The organism is Rothia nasimurium (assembly GCF_042660305.1).
Lineage (GTDB): Bacteria > Actinomycetota > Actinomycetes > Actinomycetales > Micrococcaceae > Rothia > Rothia nasimurium.
In genome coordinates this window covers 1-16,197 of sequence record NZ_JBHSTW010000026.1, presented here as the reverse complement: position 1 = coordinate 16,197, position 16,197 = coordinate 1, and the positions used below count along the sequence as shown (strand labels likewise).

The following is a 16,197-nucleotide window of genomic DNA, read 5'->3' as shown; positions in this document are numbered from 1 at the left end:
AGCCTCAAACTTGCTGGACTAGCGGGCAAGTGACCGCTTGCGCAGCAAGATGCTAGCTCCGATAAAGATTATGCCCCAGGCTGCCACATTGATCAGTGCATAGTGCAGTGGTTCGGTCACCAGCCACTGAACTGTGTCGGTGGTGATGGTGCCCCCTGCGGTAAAGGGGTAGCGGGCTAGCTGGGTGACGCCGTACATGGGGGTGAAGCGGGCGTAGTCCATCAGCGATAGCGGCAGGGGGCTAAAAGTGGTGCCAAAGAAGGCGAAGAATACGACCAAGCCACTGGCCACTGATACAGCACGGGCTGACTTCACTAGGCGTGCCACCGCTATACCGTAGAAGACAAAGATAGAGGAAGCCGCAACGGCCATGAGGGCGCTCAGTAGCTGCTGAGCGGGCGGAATTTCTGCGGTGGTAAACAGCGCGATGATATTGACGACGATAACCGGCAGGGCAGTGGTGATAAGAGCGTCGAGCACCTTGCTAGCCAGCAGAGCCCTGCGGCTCATGGGGGTTAGCGCCAGCTGGCGGCCCCAACCGGACTCTATTTCGATCACCGCCGTGCCTGATGATGACACCGCACCGGTGACGGCCCCGTAGACTGCCATGCCGATCATGACGTAGGCGCTAGCGTTGCCATCGCGGAAGGGGGCTGAACCGTAGTCCTGCATCACCCCAAAGAGCAGGTAGAAACCGGCAGGCATGATGATGAGGTAGAAGAGGGTGGAGATATTAAAGAGGGAGTGCTTGAGGTCGTAGAAGAGAAAACTGAGAGTCTGCATGGTTAGATCTTTTCTCCGGTGGTGCGGGTGGTGAGCTGTGTGAAGGCTTCAGCAAGACTGGGTGTAACGATTTCCAGGTCGGTGATGCGGTGATTCTGCAACAGATGCAAGGCGAAAGCCTCAGCCTTGTGGCAGTGCAGGGAGTGCGTCGTTTGGTTGACCGTGTAGTTGCTGACCCCCCAGTCATGGGTCTGTTCCTGGGTAAGATGCAGGGCTGGAGCATCCAGGGTGAAACTGATAGCGCGGGTGTCAGCATGATTCCGAATGGTCCGCTGGGTGCCGTCCATAATGAGCTGTCCGCCTGCCAGCACCACGATGCGCTGGGCGAACTCTTGGGCTTCTTCAAGGTAGTGGGTAGCAAAGAGAATGGTTTTGCCAGCCGCAGCCTGAGCCCGCATGGACTCCCAGAATTGTTCGCGGGCGTTAACATCCATGCCGGCTGTTGGCTCGTCGAGGAAGAGCAGGTCCGGGTCACCCAGCAGAGCGATGGCGAACTTGACCTTCTGCTGCTGGCCGCCGGAGCACTTGCTGATTTTTCTGCGAGCAATGTGGCTGATACCAGCTGCTTCGAGCGCGGCATCTACATCGGGACGGCCGGGGTAGGTGGCTGCCAGCATGGCAACCTGGTCATGGACTGAGAGGTCGGTGAGCAGGCCACCTGTTTGCAGGACGGCGCTCACCCGGCCCTCTGCAACAGCCTGGCTAGGGGACGAGCCCCACAACTTGACAGTGCCGCTGGTAGGCTCGGTCAGCCCCAACAACATGTCGATGAGAGTACTCTTGCCCGCACCGTTCTCGCCCAGCAGGGCAACAATCTCACCGGTTTGTACCGAGAAGCTGACATCTTTTACGGCCTCCACCGTGGCGGTGCGGGTGCGAAAGGTCTTGTTCACACTGATGATTTCAATCGCTGTGGTCATATCTCAAGTTTCCCGCCAGCTAAGGGCCTTGACTCAGGCTAAATGTCACCACCTACCCCTGATATTTGTCACGGCATCCGCACCGCTTACAGTGCTTACCTAAGGCTCCGACGCTCGCTTGACTCGCCCCTGTAAACTAGAAACCGTGGCTTTAACTATTGGAATTGTGGGTCTGCCCAACGTCGGCAAGTCGACCCTCTTTAACGCACTGACCAAAAACAACATCCTGGCAGCGAACTACCCCTTCGCAACCATCGAACCCAACGTGGGCGTCGTCAACCTGCCCGATGAGCGCCTGGCTCGCCTGGCCGAAATCTACGGTTCCGAGCGCATTCTGCCTGCAACCGTCTCCTTCGTCGATATCGCCGGTATCGTTCGAGGCGCCTCCGAAGGTGAAGGTCTGGGTAACCAGTTCCTCGCGAACATCCGCGAGGCACACGCCATCGCCCAGGTCGTCCGCGCTTTCGATGACCCCGACGTCATCCACGTCGACGGTAAGGTAGACCCCGCCAGTGACATGGAAACCATTAACACCGAACTGGTGCTGGCTGACCTGCAGACCCTGGAAAACGCTATTCCCCGCCTGGAAAAGGCCGTCAAAATCAAGAAGGGCGACCCTGCCCAGCTTGAGGAATACAAGAAGGCCCAGGCCGTACTGGAACAGGGCGACACCCTGATTTCTAAGTATGAAGAAGCCAAGATCGATATGGCCTTGCTCAAGGAGCTGAACCTGCTCACCTCCAAGCCCTTCATCTACGTCTTTAACTCGGACGAGGGCGTCCTCGCCTCTGAGGAAAAGCAGGCTGAACTGCGCGCCATGGTAGCCCCCGCTGAGGCCGTCTTCCTGGATGCCAAGCTTGAGGCCGACATGGTTGAGCTCTCTGAAGAAGAGGCCCGCGAAATGCTAGAGATGAGCGGTCAGGACGAGTCCGGCCTCGACAAGCTGGCCCGCGTCGGCTTCTCCACCCTGGGCCTGCAGACCTACCTGACCGCTGGCCCCAAGGAAACCCGCGCCTGGACCATCACCAAGGGCGACACCGCCCCCCAGGCTGCCGGCGTCATCCACACCGACTTTGAGCGCGGCTTCATCAAGGCCGAAGTTGTTTCCTTCTCTGACCTGGACGATGCCGGCTCCATGGCCGAGGCTAAGGCCCGCGGCAAGGTCCGCATGGAAGGCAAGGACTACATCATGCAGGACGGCGACGTGGTGGAGTTTAGATTTAACGTCTAGCATGTAGCCTTTAATGATTGAGTGGTCGGTAGCTCCATGGAGGGAGCTACCGGCCGCTTTTATAGAAAAGAAAAGCCCTATCTTTTCTCAGAAGCGGATAGGTAAACTGTGGGTATGAGCACTAGAAGTCTAAGCAGAGAAAGCCTAGAGCGCAGGTCTTTACTGCAAACCCACTGGCAGTCATTCACGGAGCTGCTGGAACGATACGGTGCCTATAATCCGCAGCTTTTCGGGTCGGTCGCCCGGGGCACTGCTGGCCCAGAGAGTGACTTAGATATTCTGGTAGAGATGGATCCCGCTGATGGTAACGTCTTGATGCGGGCAGCTGGTCTTATGGAGGAAACCCGTAACCTTTTGGGTACTCAGCGGGTCGATATATTTCCTCTTCAGCTCCTTAAAGATCAGGTTTCGCAGCAGGCCCTGACTGAGGCAGTACCTCTATGGCAAGACTAGTGAGCCAGCGCATCGAAGATATCTTGTGCGCTATCAGCAACTGTGAAGACTATGTTCAGCTCATCTCTTCAGACCCTCGTCTAACGAGGATGGGTGAGGACGCAATCGAACGGAATTTACAGATTATTGGTGATGCCGTAAAAACGCTCCCGGAGACCCTAATCGAAGCTTTTCCAGAGATTCCATGGCCACAGATTCGTGGCCTGCGAAACATACTGGTTCATGAGTATTTTGGAGTGGACATTGAGCTGGTTTTTGAAGTAGTTAGGATTTATCTCCCACCGCTAAAACACTGCCTAGAAAGCCTAGAGGTTCTTGAGCAGGACGGCGACGTGGTGGAGTTCCGCTTCAACGTCTAGCCTCCAAACCGGATCTTCCCTCGGAAAAGTGCAAGTGCCCCGCGTTAAGTGCGGGGCACTTGCACTTTTTCGATGGCGTCTTAGGTGCGTGTGCGGTGTGTCGTCTACCGCTCATAAGTATGCTTTTGGCACAATAGTGGGTACCAAGCTACCTGATGAAAGAAGGTTTATCATGAAAGCACGTCTAGCGTTCATCGCCGGTGTAGGTATCGGTTACGTGCTGGGTGCTCGCGCAGGCCGCGGCCAGTACGAAAAGATCAAGACCCAGGCTGCCAACGTCTGGAACGACCCCAAGGTGCAGAACGGCATCAAGACCGCCGAAGAAACCATCAAGGAACAGGCACCCGTCGTCGCCGAAAAGGCCAAGGAAGCAGCTGCGGCAGGTGCCGAAAAGGCTAAAGAAGCTGCCGCCGCAGGCACCGAGAAAGCCAAGGAAAAGGCTGAAGAGGTCAAGGACGCCCGCGCTGAAGCTAAGGCCGAAAAGGAAGCCGAGAAGGCCGATAAGAAGGCCCAGAAGCTGGCCGACGAGGCCCCTGCCGATGTTGTCTCAGACCCCGCTACCGACATGAACGACGAAGGTCCGGCAACTACCAAGTAAAGCCCCATTCTTTTAAGACTAAAACCTTCCGCTCTTCGACGCCCCGAAGAGCGGGAGGTTTTGTGCTTCTATCTGGGATAATGGGGAGCGACCTAGACACCACCTAACTTTTGGAGACCCCAATGTCTGATGCCCCCGCACCCGCCTGCCCCGCCTGCGCTGAAGAGTACTCCTACCAGCAGGGGGACCTCTGGGTCTGCCCCATGTGCGGCCACGAATGGGCTGAAACCGATGCCGCTGAGGCAGAAGAGACCGGCTCCAAGGTACTCGATGCAGTCGGCAACGAGCTGGTAGACGGCGATTCCGTCACCATCACTAAGGGCCTCAAGGTCAAGGGCGGTGCCGATATCAAGGCTGGCACCAAGGTGCGCGGTATCCGCCTGCTCGAAAGCCCCGTCAACGGCCACGATATTGAAGCTAAGGTTCCCGGCGCAGGCCAGATGTACCTCAAGTCCTCCGTCGTCAAGAAGAGCAACTAACCCCCTGAAAGCAGTGGCCCACTTATGAAATGGCTAGTGTGGGCGGTGGCTATCGCCGCCTACGTCTTCTCAATTATCAACCGCAGCTCCTTCTCGGCGCTGGGGGCCACTGCCCAAACCCACTTTGGGGTAGAGGCTACAGCTATTTCCCTCTTCATTATGCTGCAGCTGGTGGTCTATGCTAGCTGGCAGGTACCGGTGGGTGCCCTGCTTGACCGTAAGGGGGCGCCGGTGCTGATTGCCGGTGGCCTGACCCTCATGACGGCTGGCCAGTTTCTCCTGGCCCAGAGCGAGACCGTTCCCCTAGCCCTGCTGGCGCGTGTGCTGGTGGGTAGCGGAGACGCCTGTATCTTCGTCAGCTTGATTCGTCTGATTTCAGACTGGTTTACCCCTAAACAGATTCCGGTGGTCAACCAAATTAGCGCCAATATGGGTCAGATGGGTCAGCTGGTTGCCGTCACGCCCTTGGTCACCCTGGTGGGTGCCCTGGGCTGGCAGGGCGGCTTTACTGTTCTCGCCGCTATCGGTTCCTGCCTTCTGATCCTGGCCATATTTACGCTCAGGCCGGCTCCCGGTAGGGCTACCGTTGCCCAGGGGCTGGGCCGCCGGGCCCGGCGCGGACGGGGGAGCGCGTCCGCCCGGCGTCCGCTCCCTGACCAGGAAGAAGCCAACTGGGCCCGCACCGACCACCCCTACCCCGTCACAGACTCTCTACCTGTGCTACCCCCAGCAGGAAACCCAGGCTTTGTGGCATCAATCAGGCAGGTGCTGGCCTACCCCGGTGTGCGTCTGGCCTTTTGGGTGCACTATGTGACGGCCTCCATGATTTTCTCCATCATGCTACTGTGGGGCATGCCCTTCCTGACAGGGGGCCTGGGCTATAGCCTGGCCCTGGCCTCGGGCATCGTCAGCACAGTGGTAGCCTCCATCGTCATTGCCGGGTTCTTCACCGGCTCGATTCTCTCCCGCTTTTCTCCCTACCGGGTGCACATCGCGGTGGGCAGCAGCCTGCTCAACCTCAGCCTGTGGTCCCTCATCTTCTTCTGGCCCGGAATCGCCCCCACTGCCCTGGTATACGCTGCGGCTGTCACCCTGGGTATCAACGGCCCGGTGTCCATGGCGGCCTTTGAGGTAGTGCGTTCGCACGTGCACCAGCACCAGCGGGGCCTAGCCACGGGCATAGCCAATATGGGAGGCTTTGTAGGTGCCCTCACCATCGTGTTCCTCATAGGCCTGATTCTTGATAGCCTCGGTGCCGGCACCCCCGAAACCTACACCCTTGAGGCCTTCCGCTGGGCTATGGCCAGCCATATCCCGGTGATTCTGCTGGGCGTTCTTATGATTGCCCTGCTCTACCCCAAGGCCAAGCGGGCGCTGGCAGGCCGGGCGCAGGCGTCCTAGTTTCTCAGGGGCGGACGCCCGCCGCCCCTCCCAGCCGACAGGCAACAAACGCACGGGGAGGGGCACGGTATCTTGCCCACATTTTCCGGTTTTCACTGGGCAGGTGCTACTGCGGTCTTTAGAATTAAAAGCCGCACACCACGCCTTAACCTGTGAAGGAAACATGACCAGAAAATCAGTCGTCCTGTTCACTAGCCTTGCCCTGCTGGCCCTCACCGCCTGCCAGCAGGAAGAAGTGATTACCCGCGTTGACCCGCAGACCGCTTCGGCAAGCGCAAGTTCAGCATCGCCCAGCCCTACCCCCTCCGTTGAGGCGACCACCGCAACGCCCACTCCGGAGCCGACTCCCGAACCCACCACCGCAGAGCCGACCCCTGAGCCCACTCCCGAAGACCCCTTCCCGGGCACCGTTTTTGCCGAGAACGGCGTGACCTTCTTCGTCCCCCAGGACTACGTGCAGGACGCCACTCCCTCCCAGGCAGAAATCTTCACCTACCAGTTCACCCACTACCGTAGCGCCGAGGACGCCGCGGGCCGCTTTATGGTGGGCACCCCCTATAACGATGAGCAGGGGCGCAGCGCTGAGGAGATGGAGAAAGAAACCGTCGCCCGCCTTACCCCGGCCTGGTCTATCAACGAGACCGTTGAGACCATTAACTACACCCGCGAAGACGGTGTGCGTGTGATTCGCTCCGAGGTACGTTTTGCTTCGAGTAACGCCCCCGGCTACATCTTCACCCTGGATAACGGGCACGAGCTGATGCACGCCGCTATCTTGGTGGACGAGGCCAACCCTGACTTCGTAAAGAAGATTGAGGATTCTATCGGCTTCGCCTGGTAGCAGGTACCTTAGCCAGAAGCCTATACACACAGCGGGCGGAACCGGCACCGGTTCCGCCCGCTGTGGCGTTTAAAGAGTTTCGCTATAGGTTTGCCCCGCTTTTAGTTTTCTTCTGCGGTCTTTTCGGGGGTGTGCAACTCGCCCACACCCTCAGACAGGGCAATGAATTCGTCGATGTCTTCCTGGGTTGCATAGGGTACGGGGTGCACGAGCAGCTCGTTGATACTGGAGCGGAAGATGTAGCTGAGGTTGACCGGGTCTGAACCCTTGCCGCCGATAATGGCCTTGGTTGTTAGGCCATAGCTGAGCATGGTCAGCTGATTAGCCTGCACCTTGAGATCGGTTCCAGCCTTAATCTGCCCTGCTTGATCGAGCTGCACCAGCATGTCGTAAAAGAGGGTGCGGATGCGTTCGAGGCTGGTTACCGAAATCGATTTGATTTCGGGGGTAGAGCGTAGCTCGGCAACCATACCCAGTGTAATGCGGGAGACCGCACGGGAGCGGGGAGTGAGCGGAATGAAGTGCTCAAGTATCTTCACAGAATTGAGCACGTCCTGACCCTGCACCGACACAGCTCGCATACTGGCCTCGGTTTCCAGACCGATAAGTTCCAGGGCGTAGGTCACTAGCTCAACGCGGCTATCAAAGGAATGCCGCAGCGAACCGGTGGAAATACCAGCCTCAGCAGCCACATTGCGAATAGTGATGGCACTGACGCCGCGTTCATTCAGGAGCTTCCAAACAGCCTGCGAAATAACTTTCTTACGTTCAGCGTGGTCAATGAGCTTAGGCACTGAAGAACTCCTGACTGAAGTAGTCGAGATCCTGCTCTTCGGGGTAGGTGAAGATTTCCAGCAGGGTCTCAAAATGGGTGAGCATGGGGGCCATGAGCTCCTCGTCGCTGGCTTCCCCATCGGTCAGCAGGTAGAGACAGCTGATACCCCACAGCAGGGCTACCAACTTCTCAACCTCAAGGTCGATGTCGATATCGTCTCGCACAAAGCCCTGGGCCCGTAGCTGGCTGAGCAAGAAGCCATAGGCGTAGAGGAAGTCCTTTTCATGGGACTGCAGAATCTTGGCGATACCGGGAATCGTTGAGGCATCGGACAGCATGCCCGCAACCACGGTGATAAAGAGCTTGCCGTCTTCAGAGACGGGGGAGAGCTCGGTGAAGATTTCTTCGAGGCTGTAAATCAGCTCGTAGTTGAAGGCGCGGCTGGTGAGGGACCTAATGAAGCGCTTGCCTACATAGTCGAGAGAGAACTGCATCATCTCTTCGTGGGAGGGGAAGACATGGCGCAGGGAGCCTGTAGAGATGCCGGCTTCGGCGGCTACGGTTCGCACAGATACGCCGCGGACGCCTTCACGGGCGAGCACCGCCCAGACCGCCTGGGCGATTTCTTGTTTTCGTTCTTCGTGGTTGATGAGTTTTGGCACAGTTTTACTTTAGATGATGGTGTGGTTACAGGCGTCGCACCCTGTCTTTTTCGTGGGAGAACGCCTTTATGACGTGGTGCGGCGGGGTTTTATGACGCTAGGTAGGACGCCAGGTGCTCGCCGGTGAGGGTACCGGCGGCGGCGAGGGCAGTGGGGGTGCCCTCAAACACGATTGTACCGCCACCGTGGCCGGCCTCTGGGCCAACGTCAATAATATGGTCAGAATGGGCGATGACTGCCTGGTGGTGTTCGATGCAGAGCACGGTGGTTCCGGCATCGACCAGCTGGTCGAGCAGGGTGAGGAATTGCTGAATATCGGCCAGGTGTAGGCCGGTGGTGGGTTCGTCGAAGATGTAGATTCCGCCGGGTTCTGCCATGTGGGTGGCGAGTTTGATGCGCTGACGCTCGCCGCCGGAGAGGGTGGAGAGGGGCTGACCGAGGGTGATGTAGCCCAGGCCCACATCAACCAGGCGCTGCAGGATTTTGGTGGCGGCGGCCAGCTTGGTGTCTTTGGCGCTGAAGAAGGTGAGGGCATCGGCAGCAGAGAGGGCCAGAACGTCGCTGATGTTCTTGTCGCCCAGGCGGTATTCGAGTACGCCGGGGGAGAAGCGTTTTCCCTCGCAGGCCTCGCAGACGGCGGTGGATTTTTCCATGAAGCCCAGCTGGGTTTCAATTACGCCGGTGCCCTTACATTCGGGGCAGGCGCCCTCAGAGTTGGCTGAGAAGAGGGCGGGCTTGACCCCGTTAGCCTTGGCGAAGGCCTTGCGGATAGGTTCGAGTAAGCCTGTATAAGTAGCCGGGTTGGAACGGCGCGAGCCCTTGATAGGGGCCTGGTCGATGTAGATGATGCGCTCTTCGCTATCTGCCTGCTGTTCCAGGAGCTCGGTAATCAGGGAGGACTTGCCAGACCCGGCAACGCCGGTGAAGGTGGTCAGGACGCCGGTGGGCACGGCTACAGAAATATTTTTGAGGTTGTTGCGGGTTGCGTGAGCAACCTGCAGGGCCCCGGTAGCCGGGCGGACGGCGTTCTTAAGCCCCTGCCGGTCGTAGAAATGGCGGGAGGTGACGGTATCTGCCTGCTTGAGCCCCTCGAAGGCCCCAGCGTAGACCACGGTGCCGCCGGCGGAACCGGCGGCCGGGCCCATGTCGATAATGTGGTCGGCAATGGCGATGGTCTCGGGCTTATGCTCTACCACCAGCACGGTGTTGCCACGGTCGCGCAGGCGCAGCAGAAGCTCGTTCATTTTGGTGACGTCGTGGGGGTGCAGGCCCGCGGTGGGCTCGTCAAAGACATAGGTGACGTCGGGTGAGCGGGGAACCCAGGTGGCGTACCATCTTGGCGCGCTGGGCCTCACCGCCTGAGAGCGAGGAGGCAGAGCGGGAGAGGGCAATGTAGCCCAGGCCGATGGTGACCATAGAGTCGAGCAGGTGCTCCAGCGCAGCGAGTAGGGGAGCGACCTCGGGGATGTCCTGCTCACGCACCCAGGCGAGCAGGTCGGTAACCTGCATGTCGCAGAGCTCAGCAATGTTCACCCCGTTGACCTTTGACGCCAGAGCAGCTTGAGAAAGCCGGGTGCCACCGCAGTCGGGGCAGGGCACAAAAGTGACCGCCCGGTCAACAAAGGCACGGATATGGGGTTGCATGCCCTCCTTATCCTTGGAGAGCATAGACTTCTCAATGCGGGGTAGCAGACCCTCATAGGTCATATTGATGCCCGCAATTTTCATCTTGGTGGGCTCTTTATACAGGAAATCGGCACGCTGCTGCTCGGTGAAATCCTTGATCGGAATATCGGTGGGGTAGAGACCCGACTCCTTGTAGAGGCGGGCGGACCAGCCGCTGGTAGAGAAACCGGGGACCTTGAAGAAGCCCTCGTCCTCCATGGTGAGGTTCTCATCAAAGAGCTCGTTGAGGTCGATTTGGCTGGTGCGGCCTAGACCTTCACAGCGGTTACACATACCGCCGGTGCGGGAGAACGTGACGTGCTCGGCCTTGCCGTCGCCGACCTTGCGGGCACCGGTGCCCTGAACGGTTGCCTGGTTAAAAGAAAAAGCTGTAGGGGAGCCCAGATTGGGGGTACCCACGCGGGCAAAGAGCATACGGAGCATGGGTAGAGCATCGGTTGCGGTACCCACCGTCGAGCGCGGGTTAGCCCCCAGGCGCTCCTGATCGACGATAATCGCGCTGGTCAGACCCTCAATTGCATCGACATCGGGCCGATCCTGATGCGGCATAAAGCCCTGCACAAAAGCCGAATAGGTTTCGTTAATAAGACGCTGGGACTCAGCAGCCACCACACCAAAGGCCAAGGACGACTTACCCGACCCCGAAACACCGGTAAAGACCGTCAGACGGCGCTTAGGAATCTCAACCGAAACATTCTTGAGATTATTATTGCGGGCACCCGTAATACGAATCGTCTGATGGGAATCAGCGGCGTGAGCAGTAGACACGAAATCTCCCTAAAATGCGAAAGTTAGCTGCACACCAGTCTATCGAACCCCTCACCCCCGCTAAGACCCACGGTTCCCCGCACAGCGCAACACCTTGCACCACCCCGGTTGCCTACGCCACAATACAACTATGGCTACTACACATCTTGAAGGCAATGACGTACAAACCGTAGGCGACCTGCCCGCCGTAGGTTCCACAGCACCCGCATTCACCCTGGTGGGCACCGACCTCGACGCAGTCACCTCAGACTCATTCGAGGGTAAGAACCTGGTCCTCAACATCTTCCCCTCCATCGACACCGGCGTCTGCGCCACCTCCGTCCGCAAATTCAACGAAGAAGCATCCAAACTAGAGAACACCACCGTCGTGTGCATCTCCAAGGACCTCCCCTTCGCCCTGAGCCGCTTCTGCGGTGCCGAAGGCATTGAGAACGTTGTATCAGCGTCCGCCTTCCGCGACTCCTTCGGCGAAGACTACGGCATCACCATGGCAGACGGCCCCCTGGCCGGCCTGCTGGCCCGCTCCGTTGTGGTCATCAACGCCGCCGGTGAGGTCATCTACACCCAGCTGGTCGACGAAATCACCACCGAACCCGACTACGACGCAGCGCTCGCAGCACTCTAAAACCAACATCACTTACGCGGTGGGTATATCCCTTCCGCCTGCTGACCCTCTCCCAGCTCGCGCTGGGGCGCTCGTCGCCCTCTAAAACAGAGACACCGCGCAATAAATTAGCGCAGCAAACATACTCTCGCCGACTGACCCTCTCGCTCCTCGCCTAGAGGCTCGTCGCGATTCACGCCAGACCCAGCCAGTCGGCTCCGAGTATGTTTGCTGCGCTTTTTGGTAGGTACCTCTTGGCGGTATGTCCTTAGAAGACCCAGTTAGCGAGCACGACGCAGGTTGCCGTGCCCGCAATCAAAGAAAGGGCTAGGTTTCGGCGCCAAAGATGCAGGACTACGGTGACCACAATACCCGCGAGGTAGGGCAGGGCCGTCTCGCGGGAAGAGTAGTCGATTTCTGCCAGCACGTAGAAGCCCAGGCAGATAATGGCTCCTATGGGCAGCCAGGCGGCAAGGTTGGCCACCAAGGCTGAACCCTTGAGCACGGACTTCACCCCAAAGGGCATCAGCCGCAGGGCAAAGGTGATGCCGGCTGCCAGGAAGATAGCTGAGAGAATGTAGCCGGTGCTAGGCATGCGGGGCCTCCTGGGGCGAAACACCCTGACGCTGGGTGGTCAGGTGACGGATGACGAGTAGGGCTACCAGGGTCAGCAGTGAAACCAGCAGCATAGAATGCGGGGCAAGGACGATGGCCGTCAGCGAGGCAGCTACCGCAAGGGACGCTGTGATTCGGTCCTTGACCGCCCGGTAGGCGTCGATAGAGAGCACCAGGAACATACCGGTCATCACGAAGTCAACGCCCTCTAAATGGGAGAGAAAAGTGGCTCCTAGAATCACGCCCAGGGTGGAGCCGCCCCACCAGGAGAGCCAGAGCACCACAGAAACCGTCATGATGCGGGAGCTACGAAAATTCTGCGACCCCGGGGCGGTATTCAGGGCGTAGGCTTCGTCGCAGAGCATATACACAGCCAGGGCCTTAGCTAGGTTCCCCTTGACGTTCTGCAGGGGATAGGAGATTCCGTAAACCAGGTGCCGGGCGTTCATCAGCAGTGTCGTAGAAGCAACCAGGCTCAGCGGCGCAGCGGCGGCAATCATGCCCACCAGCAGGAACTCCACCGACCCGGCAAAGACAATAGCTGAGAGAGCCGGGGCAACCCACCAGGGTAGGCCCACCGAAGCGACCAGCACGCCCAAGCCCATGCCCATGACCACAAAGCCGATGCAGAGAACACCGGCTACGCGTAGGCCTTCCTTGAAACCGCTCTCGCCGGGGAGCTGGCTGATGTGTTCCCCTGTAATGGGAGCGGACGCCGTCGCCCCGCTGGCGGGGCCCGGCAGGTTGGCGGGGGTAGAAGGCGCTGAGAGCTGACCTGTATCTGGGCTGGTGTGGTGCATAGCCATAAGTTTAGATAAAACTAGAGGAACTCCAATTTTCTGATCAGCATGTAACTGCTTGCCTCCTCAGAAATAAAACCCGTGCTGGCGCCGTTACCCGGGTACCGGCGTCCGCGCCTCACCCCGAGAGAAAGAAGCACCATGACCAACACCACCCGCACCGAAGACCCCAACTACCGCGCCGTCACCGTTGAGCGCGTCGCCTCCCGCCACTACCGCGCCACCAACGCCAAGGGCGACACCCTCGACTTCGGCCAGGGCGAAGGCCTGCTCACCCCGGTTGAACTGCTCCTAGCCGCAATTGCAGGCTGCTCCGCCATCGACGTCGATGTGGTCACCGGCCGCAAATCAGAACCCGAAACCTTCACTGTGCACTCCTCCGGCCTGCGCAAGGTTGACGAGAACAAGGCCGTTAGCCTCGATGACATCGAAGTCAGCTTCAACGTGCGCTTCCCCGCCACCGACGAGGGCGAAAAAGCCCGTTCCATGGTCGATCGCCTAATCAAACTCTCCGCCGAAAAAGACTGCACCGTCTCCCGCACCGTCGAACACGGCGCGTCCGTCACCTTCATCAACGAAGATAAGCAGAGCTAAATCACGCTACCCGCCCGGGGGTGCAGGGCGCTCGCGGTGGTAATCTAAAGTTTGTCTTATGCCCCCTAAGCAAAACTGTTGGGGGCTCATTACCACCGAAAGTAGCAGCACACTATGTCTACTGAAGCGCAGTCTGCACCCACCGGGCAGACCAAAGAAGAGCTCAAGCGCGGCCTCGCCAGCCGCCACCTCTCCATGATCGCCATCGGCGGCGCCATTGGCACCGGCCTCTTTGTTGCCTCCGGCTCCACCATCGCTGAAGCCGGCCCCGGCGGCGCCCTGCTGGCCTACGCCCTGATCGGCATCATGGTGCTGCTCCTCATGCAGTCCCTGGGCGAAATGGCAGCAAACCTGCCCGTTGCAGGCTCCTTCCAGACCTTCGCCTCCCGCTACGTCTCAGACTCCTTCGGCTTCGCCATGGGCTGGAACTACTGGTTCAACTGGGCCATTACCGTAGCTGCTGAGCTGGTGGCTGCCGGCGTCATCATGTCCTACTGGCTGCCGGACGTCCCCGGCTGGATCTGGGCTGGTGTCTTCCTGGCCATTATCCTGGGCATCAATGTGCTTTCGGCCCGCTCCTACGGCGAGTCCGAGTTCTGGCTGGCTACCATCAAGGTGGTCACCGTGATCGTCTTCCTGATCGCTGGCGTCGCCATGATTTTCGGTATTCTGGGCAACCACGACAACGGTTTTTCCAACTGGACCGACGGTGAAGCACCCTTCAAGGGCGGCTTCCTCTCTATCCTGGCTATCTTCATGGTCGCCGGTTTCTCCTTCCAGGGCACCGAAATGATCGGTGTGGCCGCCGGTGAATCCGAGAACCCCCGCCGCGATGTGCCCCGAGCCCTCAAGAGCGTTTTCTGGCGCATCATGCTCTTCTACATCGGTGCTATCGCTATTATCGGTACCCTGATTCCCTACACCAGCCCCAACCTGCTGCGTGCGGACGCCACCGATATCGCCTACTCACCCTTCACCATGGTTTTTGAGAACCTGGGTATTGCATTTGCCGCTTCGGTGATGAACGCCGTCATTCTGACCGCGATTCTCTCTGCCGGTAACTCGGGCCTCTATGTCTCATCCCGTATGCTCTACGCTCTGGCTCTTGAGGGGCGCGCTCCTAAGATTTTTGCCCGCGTGAACTCCCGCGGTATCCCCATGCCCGCTCTGCTGATGACCGCCGCTATCGGCCTCTTCGGTTTCGTCTCAGCTATCGTGGGCGAGGGCTCGGCCTACACCTGGCTGATCAATATCTCCGGTCTGTCGGGCTTCATCACATGGGTGGGCGTGGCTATCTGCCACTACCGCTTCCGCCGCGCGTACGTTGCCCAGGGCAACGATGTTAATGATTTGCCCTACAAGGCCCCTCTCTTCCCGATTGGCCCCATCGTTGCGCTGCTGATGTGCCTGCTGGTGATTGCCGGCCAGAACTACAACGCTATCTTCGCTGGTCACTGGTTCGAGGTTGTCTCGGCCTATATCGGTCTGCCCATCATTATTGGTGTGTGGCTGGTGCACAAGCTGGTGACCGGTTCAAAGACTATCCCGCTCAAGGACGTGGATGTCTCTGGCCTCGAGGTCTCAGGCAAGTAAGTTACTTGTGAGGAACAGGGAGGGCACCGGGGTTTCCGGGGCCCTCCCCTTTTGTATACCTAGGTGCATTGACTCCGGTTTGTACCAGCCCCTGCCCACTTTGAGACTGATTTCTGAACACTGCGTGGTACAAAGTCGTCTGGTCAGGATGCGGACGCCTGTGAGCGGGGGAGTGCGCCGGGCTAGAATGGTGTGGTTTGGTTTTGTTCTCTTGTACGTGTTCTGGGTTGAAAGGTGTGGCCGCGTGGCTAAGCTCTATTTCCGTTTTGGTGCCATGAATTCGGGTAAGTCGACTGCGCTGCTGCAGGCTGCCCATAACTATGAGGAGCGGGGCCAGCGCGTGCTGTTGGCTAAGCCGCAGGTTGATACCAAGGGTGATACCGAGATTGTGTCTCGTCTGGGCGTGACTCGCCAGGCTGATTTTTTGGTGGGGGCGGACGACTCGGTGCGCGAGCTCTTCCACGCTGCTGCTGAGCCTAATGCCGATGACGACCGCATGCACTGGCATCTGCCCGTCTCCTGCCTGCTGGTGGATGAGGCCCAGTTTCTGACCGCTGAGCAGGTGGATGACCTGATGCGGATTGCGGTGGTAGAGAACGTGCCGGTGATGTGTTACGGCATTCGTACGGACTTTAGGACGCGGGCCTTCCCAGGCTCTGCCCGCCTGCTGGAGATTGCCCATACGCTGGAAGAGCTCAAGACTATTTGCCGGTGCGGACGGAAGGCGCTCTTTAACGGCCGTACTGTTGATGGAAAGTTTGTTTTTGCCGGTGACCAGGTGGCCATTGACGGTGTGCATGTGGGCTACGAGTCGCTCTGCCCCACCTGCTACCTGGAGGAATCGGGCGGCAAGCTCTACCAGTAGCAGATGATGCATCTGTGCTGAGGGAGCTATTCTACCTGCAAATATTACCTAGCTTTAGCAAATACCTTAAATTCTGAAAATATTTCAAAGAGGCTTATTCAAAAGTAGACACGCACCCCACCCCCACCAACTAGACAACGGCCCCACCCGCGGCAAAAATATGAGCGTTA

At 58.8% G+C, this 16,197-nt stretch carries 17 protein-coding genes and 1 pseudogene; 11 read left to right on the top strand and 7 right to left on the bottom strand.

Annotation, left to right across the window (positions count from 1 at the left end):
• Positions 1–18 precede the first annotated feature (18 nt).
• Both ACFP6B_RS10670 and ACFP6B_RS10665 read right to left on the bottom strand, forming a co-directional pair.
• Positions 19–783 (bottom strand): ABC transporter permease, encoded by a 765-nt coding sequence (locus tag ACFP6B_RS10670; RefSeq protein ID WP_377129852.1) that lies wholly within the window; start codon positions 781–783, stop codon positions 19–21.
• Positions 784–785: 2 nt separating this feature from the next.
• Positions 786–1,703, bottom strand: coding sequence for an ABC transporter ATP-binding protein (locus tag ACFP6B_RS10665; protein ID WP_377129850.1), 918 nt, complete (start codon positions 1,701–1,703; stop codon positions 786–788).
• 145 nt (positions 1,704–1,848) lie between these two features.
• Between ACFP6B_RS10665 and ychF the strand changes: the two genes are divergently transcribed.
• From ychF to ACFP6B_RS10630, 7 genes are all read left to right on the top strand, one after another.
• Positions 1,849–2,934 carry a redox-regulated ATPase YchF gene (gene ychF / locus ACFP6B_RS10660; RefSeq protein ID WP_237188077.1) on the top strand — a complete coding sequence of 362 codons (1,086 nt, stop codon included), beginning with the start codon at positions 1,849–1,851 and terminating at the stop codon, positions 2,932–2,934.
• Positions 2,935–3,048: 114 nt separating this feature from the next.
• A complete protein-coding gene (locus tag ACFP6B_RS10655; protein WP_377129848.1) occupies positions 3,049–3,387 on the top strand; it encodes a nucleotidyltransferase family protein in 339 nt (112 codons plus the stop codon).
• The gene (locus ACFP6B_RS10650; protein ID WP_377129846.1) at positions 3,387–3,746 is read left to right on the top strand and encodes a HepT-like ribonuclease domain-containing protein; all 360 of its coding nucleotides are present in this window, start codon (positions 3,387–3,389) and stop codon (positions 3,744–3,746) included. The genes ACFP6B_RS10655 and ACFP6B_RS10650 overlap by 1 nt, the downstream gene beginning before the upstream one ends.
• A 172-nt stretch (positions 3,747–3,918) precedes the next feature.
• Complete coding sequence (locus tag ACFP6B_RS10645; RefSeq protein ID WP_377129844.1) at positions 3,919–4,344, top strand: hypothetical protein; 426 nt, start codon at positions 3,919–3,921, stop codon at positions 4,342–4,344.
• A 122-nt stretch (positions 4,345–4,466) separates the two neighbouring features.
• Positions 4,467–4,823 (top strand): zinc ribbon domain-containing protein YjdM, encoded by a 357-nt coding sequence (locus tag ACFP6B_RS10640; RefSeq protein WP_377129842.1) that lies wholly within the window; start codon positions 4,467–4,469, stop codon positions 4,821–4,823.
• A 24-nt stretch (positions 4,824–4,847) separates the two neighbouring features.
• Positions 4,848–6,224 carry an MFS transporter gene (locus ACFP6B_RS10635; protein ID WP_377129840.1) on the top strand — a complete coding sequence of 459 codons (1,377 nt, stop codon included), beginning with the start codon at positions 4,848–4,850 and terminating at the stop codon, positions 6,222–6,224.
• Positions 6,225–6,387: 163 nt separating this feature from the next.
• Positions 6,388–7,065: a hypothetical protein gene (locus tag ACFP6B_RS10630; protein WP_377129838.1), complete on the top strand. Its 678-nt coding sequence runs from the start codon at positions 6,388–6,390 to the stop codon at positions 7,063–7,065.
• Between the two features lie 101 nt (positions 7,066–7,166).
• On the opposite strand, the gene ACFP6B_RS10625 is transcribed toward ACFP6B_RS10630, so the two are convergent.
• The 3 genes and pseudogenes from ACFP6B_RS10625 to ACFP6B_RS10615 all read right to left on the bottom strand — a co-directional run bounded on the left by ACFP6B_RS10625 (position 7,167) and on the right by ACFP6B_RS10615 (position 10,956).
• On the bottom strand, positions 7,167–7,859 hold the full coding sequence (locus ACFP6B_RS10625; RefSeq protein ID WP_377129836.1) for a TetR/AcrR family transcriptional regulator: 693 nt from the start codon (positions 7,857–7,859) through the stop codon (positions 7,167–7,169).
• Positions 7,852–8,502, bottom strand: coding sequence for a TetR/AcrR family transcriptional regulator (locus ACFP6B_RS10620; RefSeq protein ID WP_377129834.1), 651 nt, complete (start codon positions 8,500–8,502; stop codon positions 7,852–7,854). Before ACFP6B_RS10620 ends, ACFP6B_RS10625 begins: the two co-directional genes overlap by 8 nt.
• Positions 8,503–8,591: 89 nt before the next feature.
• Positions 8,592–10,956: pseudogene (locus tag ACFP6B_RS10615) on the bottom strand (ATP-binding cassette domain-containing protein).
• Positions 10,957–11,086: 130 nt separating this feature from the next.
• Here ACFP6B_RS10615 and tpx point away from each other — a divergent pair.
• Positions 11,087–11,581, top strand: coding sequence for a thiol peroxidase (gene tpx / locus ACFP6B_RS10610; RefSeq protein WP_377129832.1), 495 nt, complete (start codon positions 11,087–11,089; stop codon positions 11,579–11,581).
• A 247-nt stretch (positions 11,582–11,828) separates the two neighbouring features.
• Here tpx and ACFP6B_RS10605 read toward each other — a convergent pair whose 3' ends face one another.
• Positions 11,829–12,155, bottom strand: a complete 327-nt coding sequence (locus ACFP6B_RS10605) for a branched-chain amino acid transporter permease (protein WP_377129830.1) — start codon at positions 12,153–12,155, stop codon at positions 11,829–11,831.
• Positions 12,148–12,981, bottom strand: coding sequence for an AzlC family ABC transporter permease (locus ACFP6B_RS10600; protein WP_377129828.1), 834 nt, complete (start codon positions 12,979–12,981; stop codon positions 12,148–12,150). The genes ACFP6B_RS10605 and ACFP6B_RS10600 overlap by 8 nt, the downstream gene beginning before the upstream one ends.
• A gap of 135 nt (positions 12,982–13,116) precedes the next feature.
• Here ACFP6B_RS10600 and ACFP6B_RS10595 point away from each other — a divergent pair, with 135 nt between their 5' ends.
• From ACFP6B_RS10595 to ACFP6B_RS10585, 3 genes are all read left to right on the top strand, one after another.
• The gene (locus ACFP6B_RS10595) at positions 13,117–13,569 is read left to right on the top strand and encodes an OsmC family protein (RefSeq protein WP_377129826.1); all 453 of its coding nucleotides are present in this window, start codon (positions 13,117–13,119) and stop codon (positions 13,567–13,569) included.
• A gap of 114 nt (positions 13,570–13,683) precedes the next feature.
• The gene (locus ACFP6B_RS10590; protein WP_377129824.1) at positions 13,684–15,162 is read left to right on the top strand and encodes an amino acid permease; all 1,479 of its coding nucleotides are present in this window, start codon (positions 13,684–13,686) and stop codon (positions 15,160–15,162) included.
• A gap of 244 nt (positions 15,163–15,406) precedes the next feature.
• The gene (locus ACFP6B_RS10585) at positions 15,407–16,027 is read left to right on the top strand and encodes a thymidine kinase (protein ID WP_237186064.1); all 621 of its coding nucleotides are present in this window, start codon (positions 15,407–15,409) and stop codon (positions 16,025–16,027) included.
• The last annotated feature ends 170 nt before the right edge of the window (positions 16,028–16,197 follow it).

Bases quoted from the DNA above. Each gene is read 5' to 3' on its own strand.
- ACFP6B_RS10670 (WP_377129852.1), bottom strand. From the start codon at position 783: ATGCAGACTCTCAGTTTTCTCTTCTACGACCTCAAGCACTCCCTCTTT.
- ACFP6B_RS10665 (WP_377129850.1), bottom strand. From the start codon at position 1,703: ATGACCACAGCGATTGAAATCATCAGTGTGAACAAGACCTTTCGCACC.
- ACFP6B_RS10655 (WP_377129848.1), top strand. From the start codon at position 3,049: ATGAGCACTAGAAGTCTAAGCAGAGAAAGCCTAGAGCGCAGGTCTTTA.
- ACFP6B_RS10645 (WP_377129844.1), top strand. From the start codon at position 3,919: ATGAAAGCACGTCTAGCGTTCATCGCCGGTGTAGGTATCGGTTACGTG.
- ACFP6B_RS10640 (WP_377129842.1), top strand. From the start codon at position 4,467: ATGTCTGATGCCCCCGCACCCGCCTGCCCCGCCTGCGCTGAAGAGTAC.
- ACFP6B_RS10635 (WP_377129840.1), top strand. From the start codon at position 4,848: ATGAAATGGCTAGTGTGGGCGGTGGCTATCGCCGCCTACGTCTTCTCA.
- ACFP6B_RS10630 (WP_377129838.1), top strand. From the start codon at position 6,388: ATGACCAGAAAATCAGTCGTCCTGTTCACTAGCCTTGCCCTGCTGGCC.
- tpx (WP_377129832.1), top strand. From the start codon at position 11,087: ATGGCTACTACACATCTTGAAGGCAATGACGTACAAACCGTAGGCGAC.
- ACFP6B_RS10605 (WP_377129830.1), bottom strand. From the start codon at position 12,155: ATGCCTAGCACCGGCTACATTCTCTCAGCTATCTTCCTGGCAGCCGGC.
- ACFP6B_RS10600 (WP_377129828.1), bottom strand. From the start codon at position 12,981: ATGGCTATGCACCACACCAGCCCAGATACAGGTCAGCTCTCAGCGCCT.
- ACFP6B_RS10595 (WP_377129826.1), top strand. From the start codon at position 13,117: ATGACCAACACCACCCGCACCGAAGACCCCAACTACCGCGCCGTCACC.
- ACFP6B_RS10590 (WP_377129824.1), top strand. From the start codon at position 13,684: ATGTCTACTGAAGCGCAGTCTGCACCCACCGGGCAGACCAAAGAAGAG.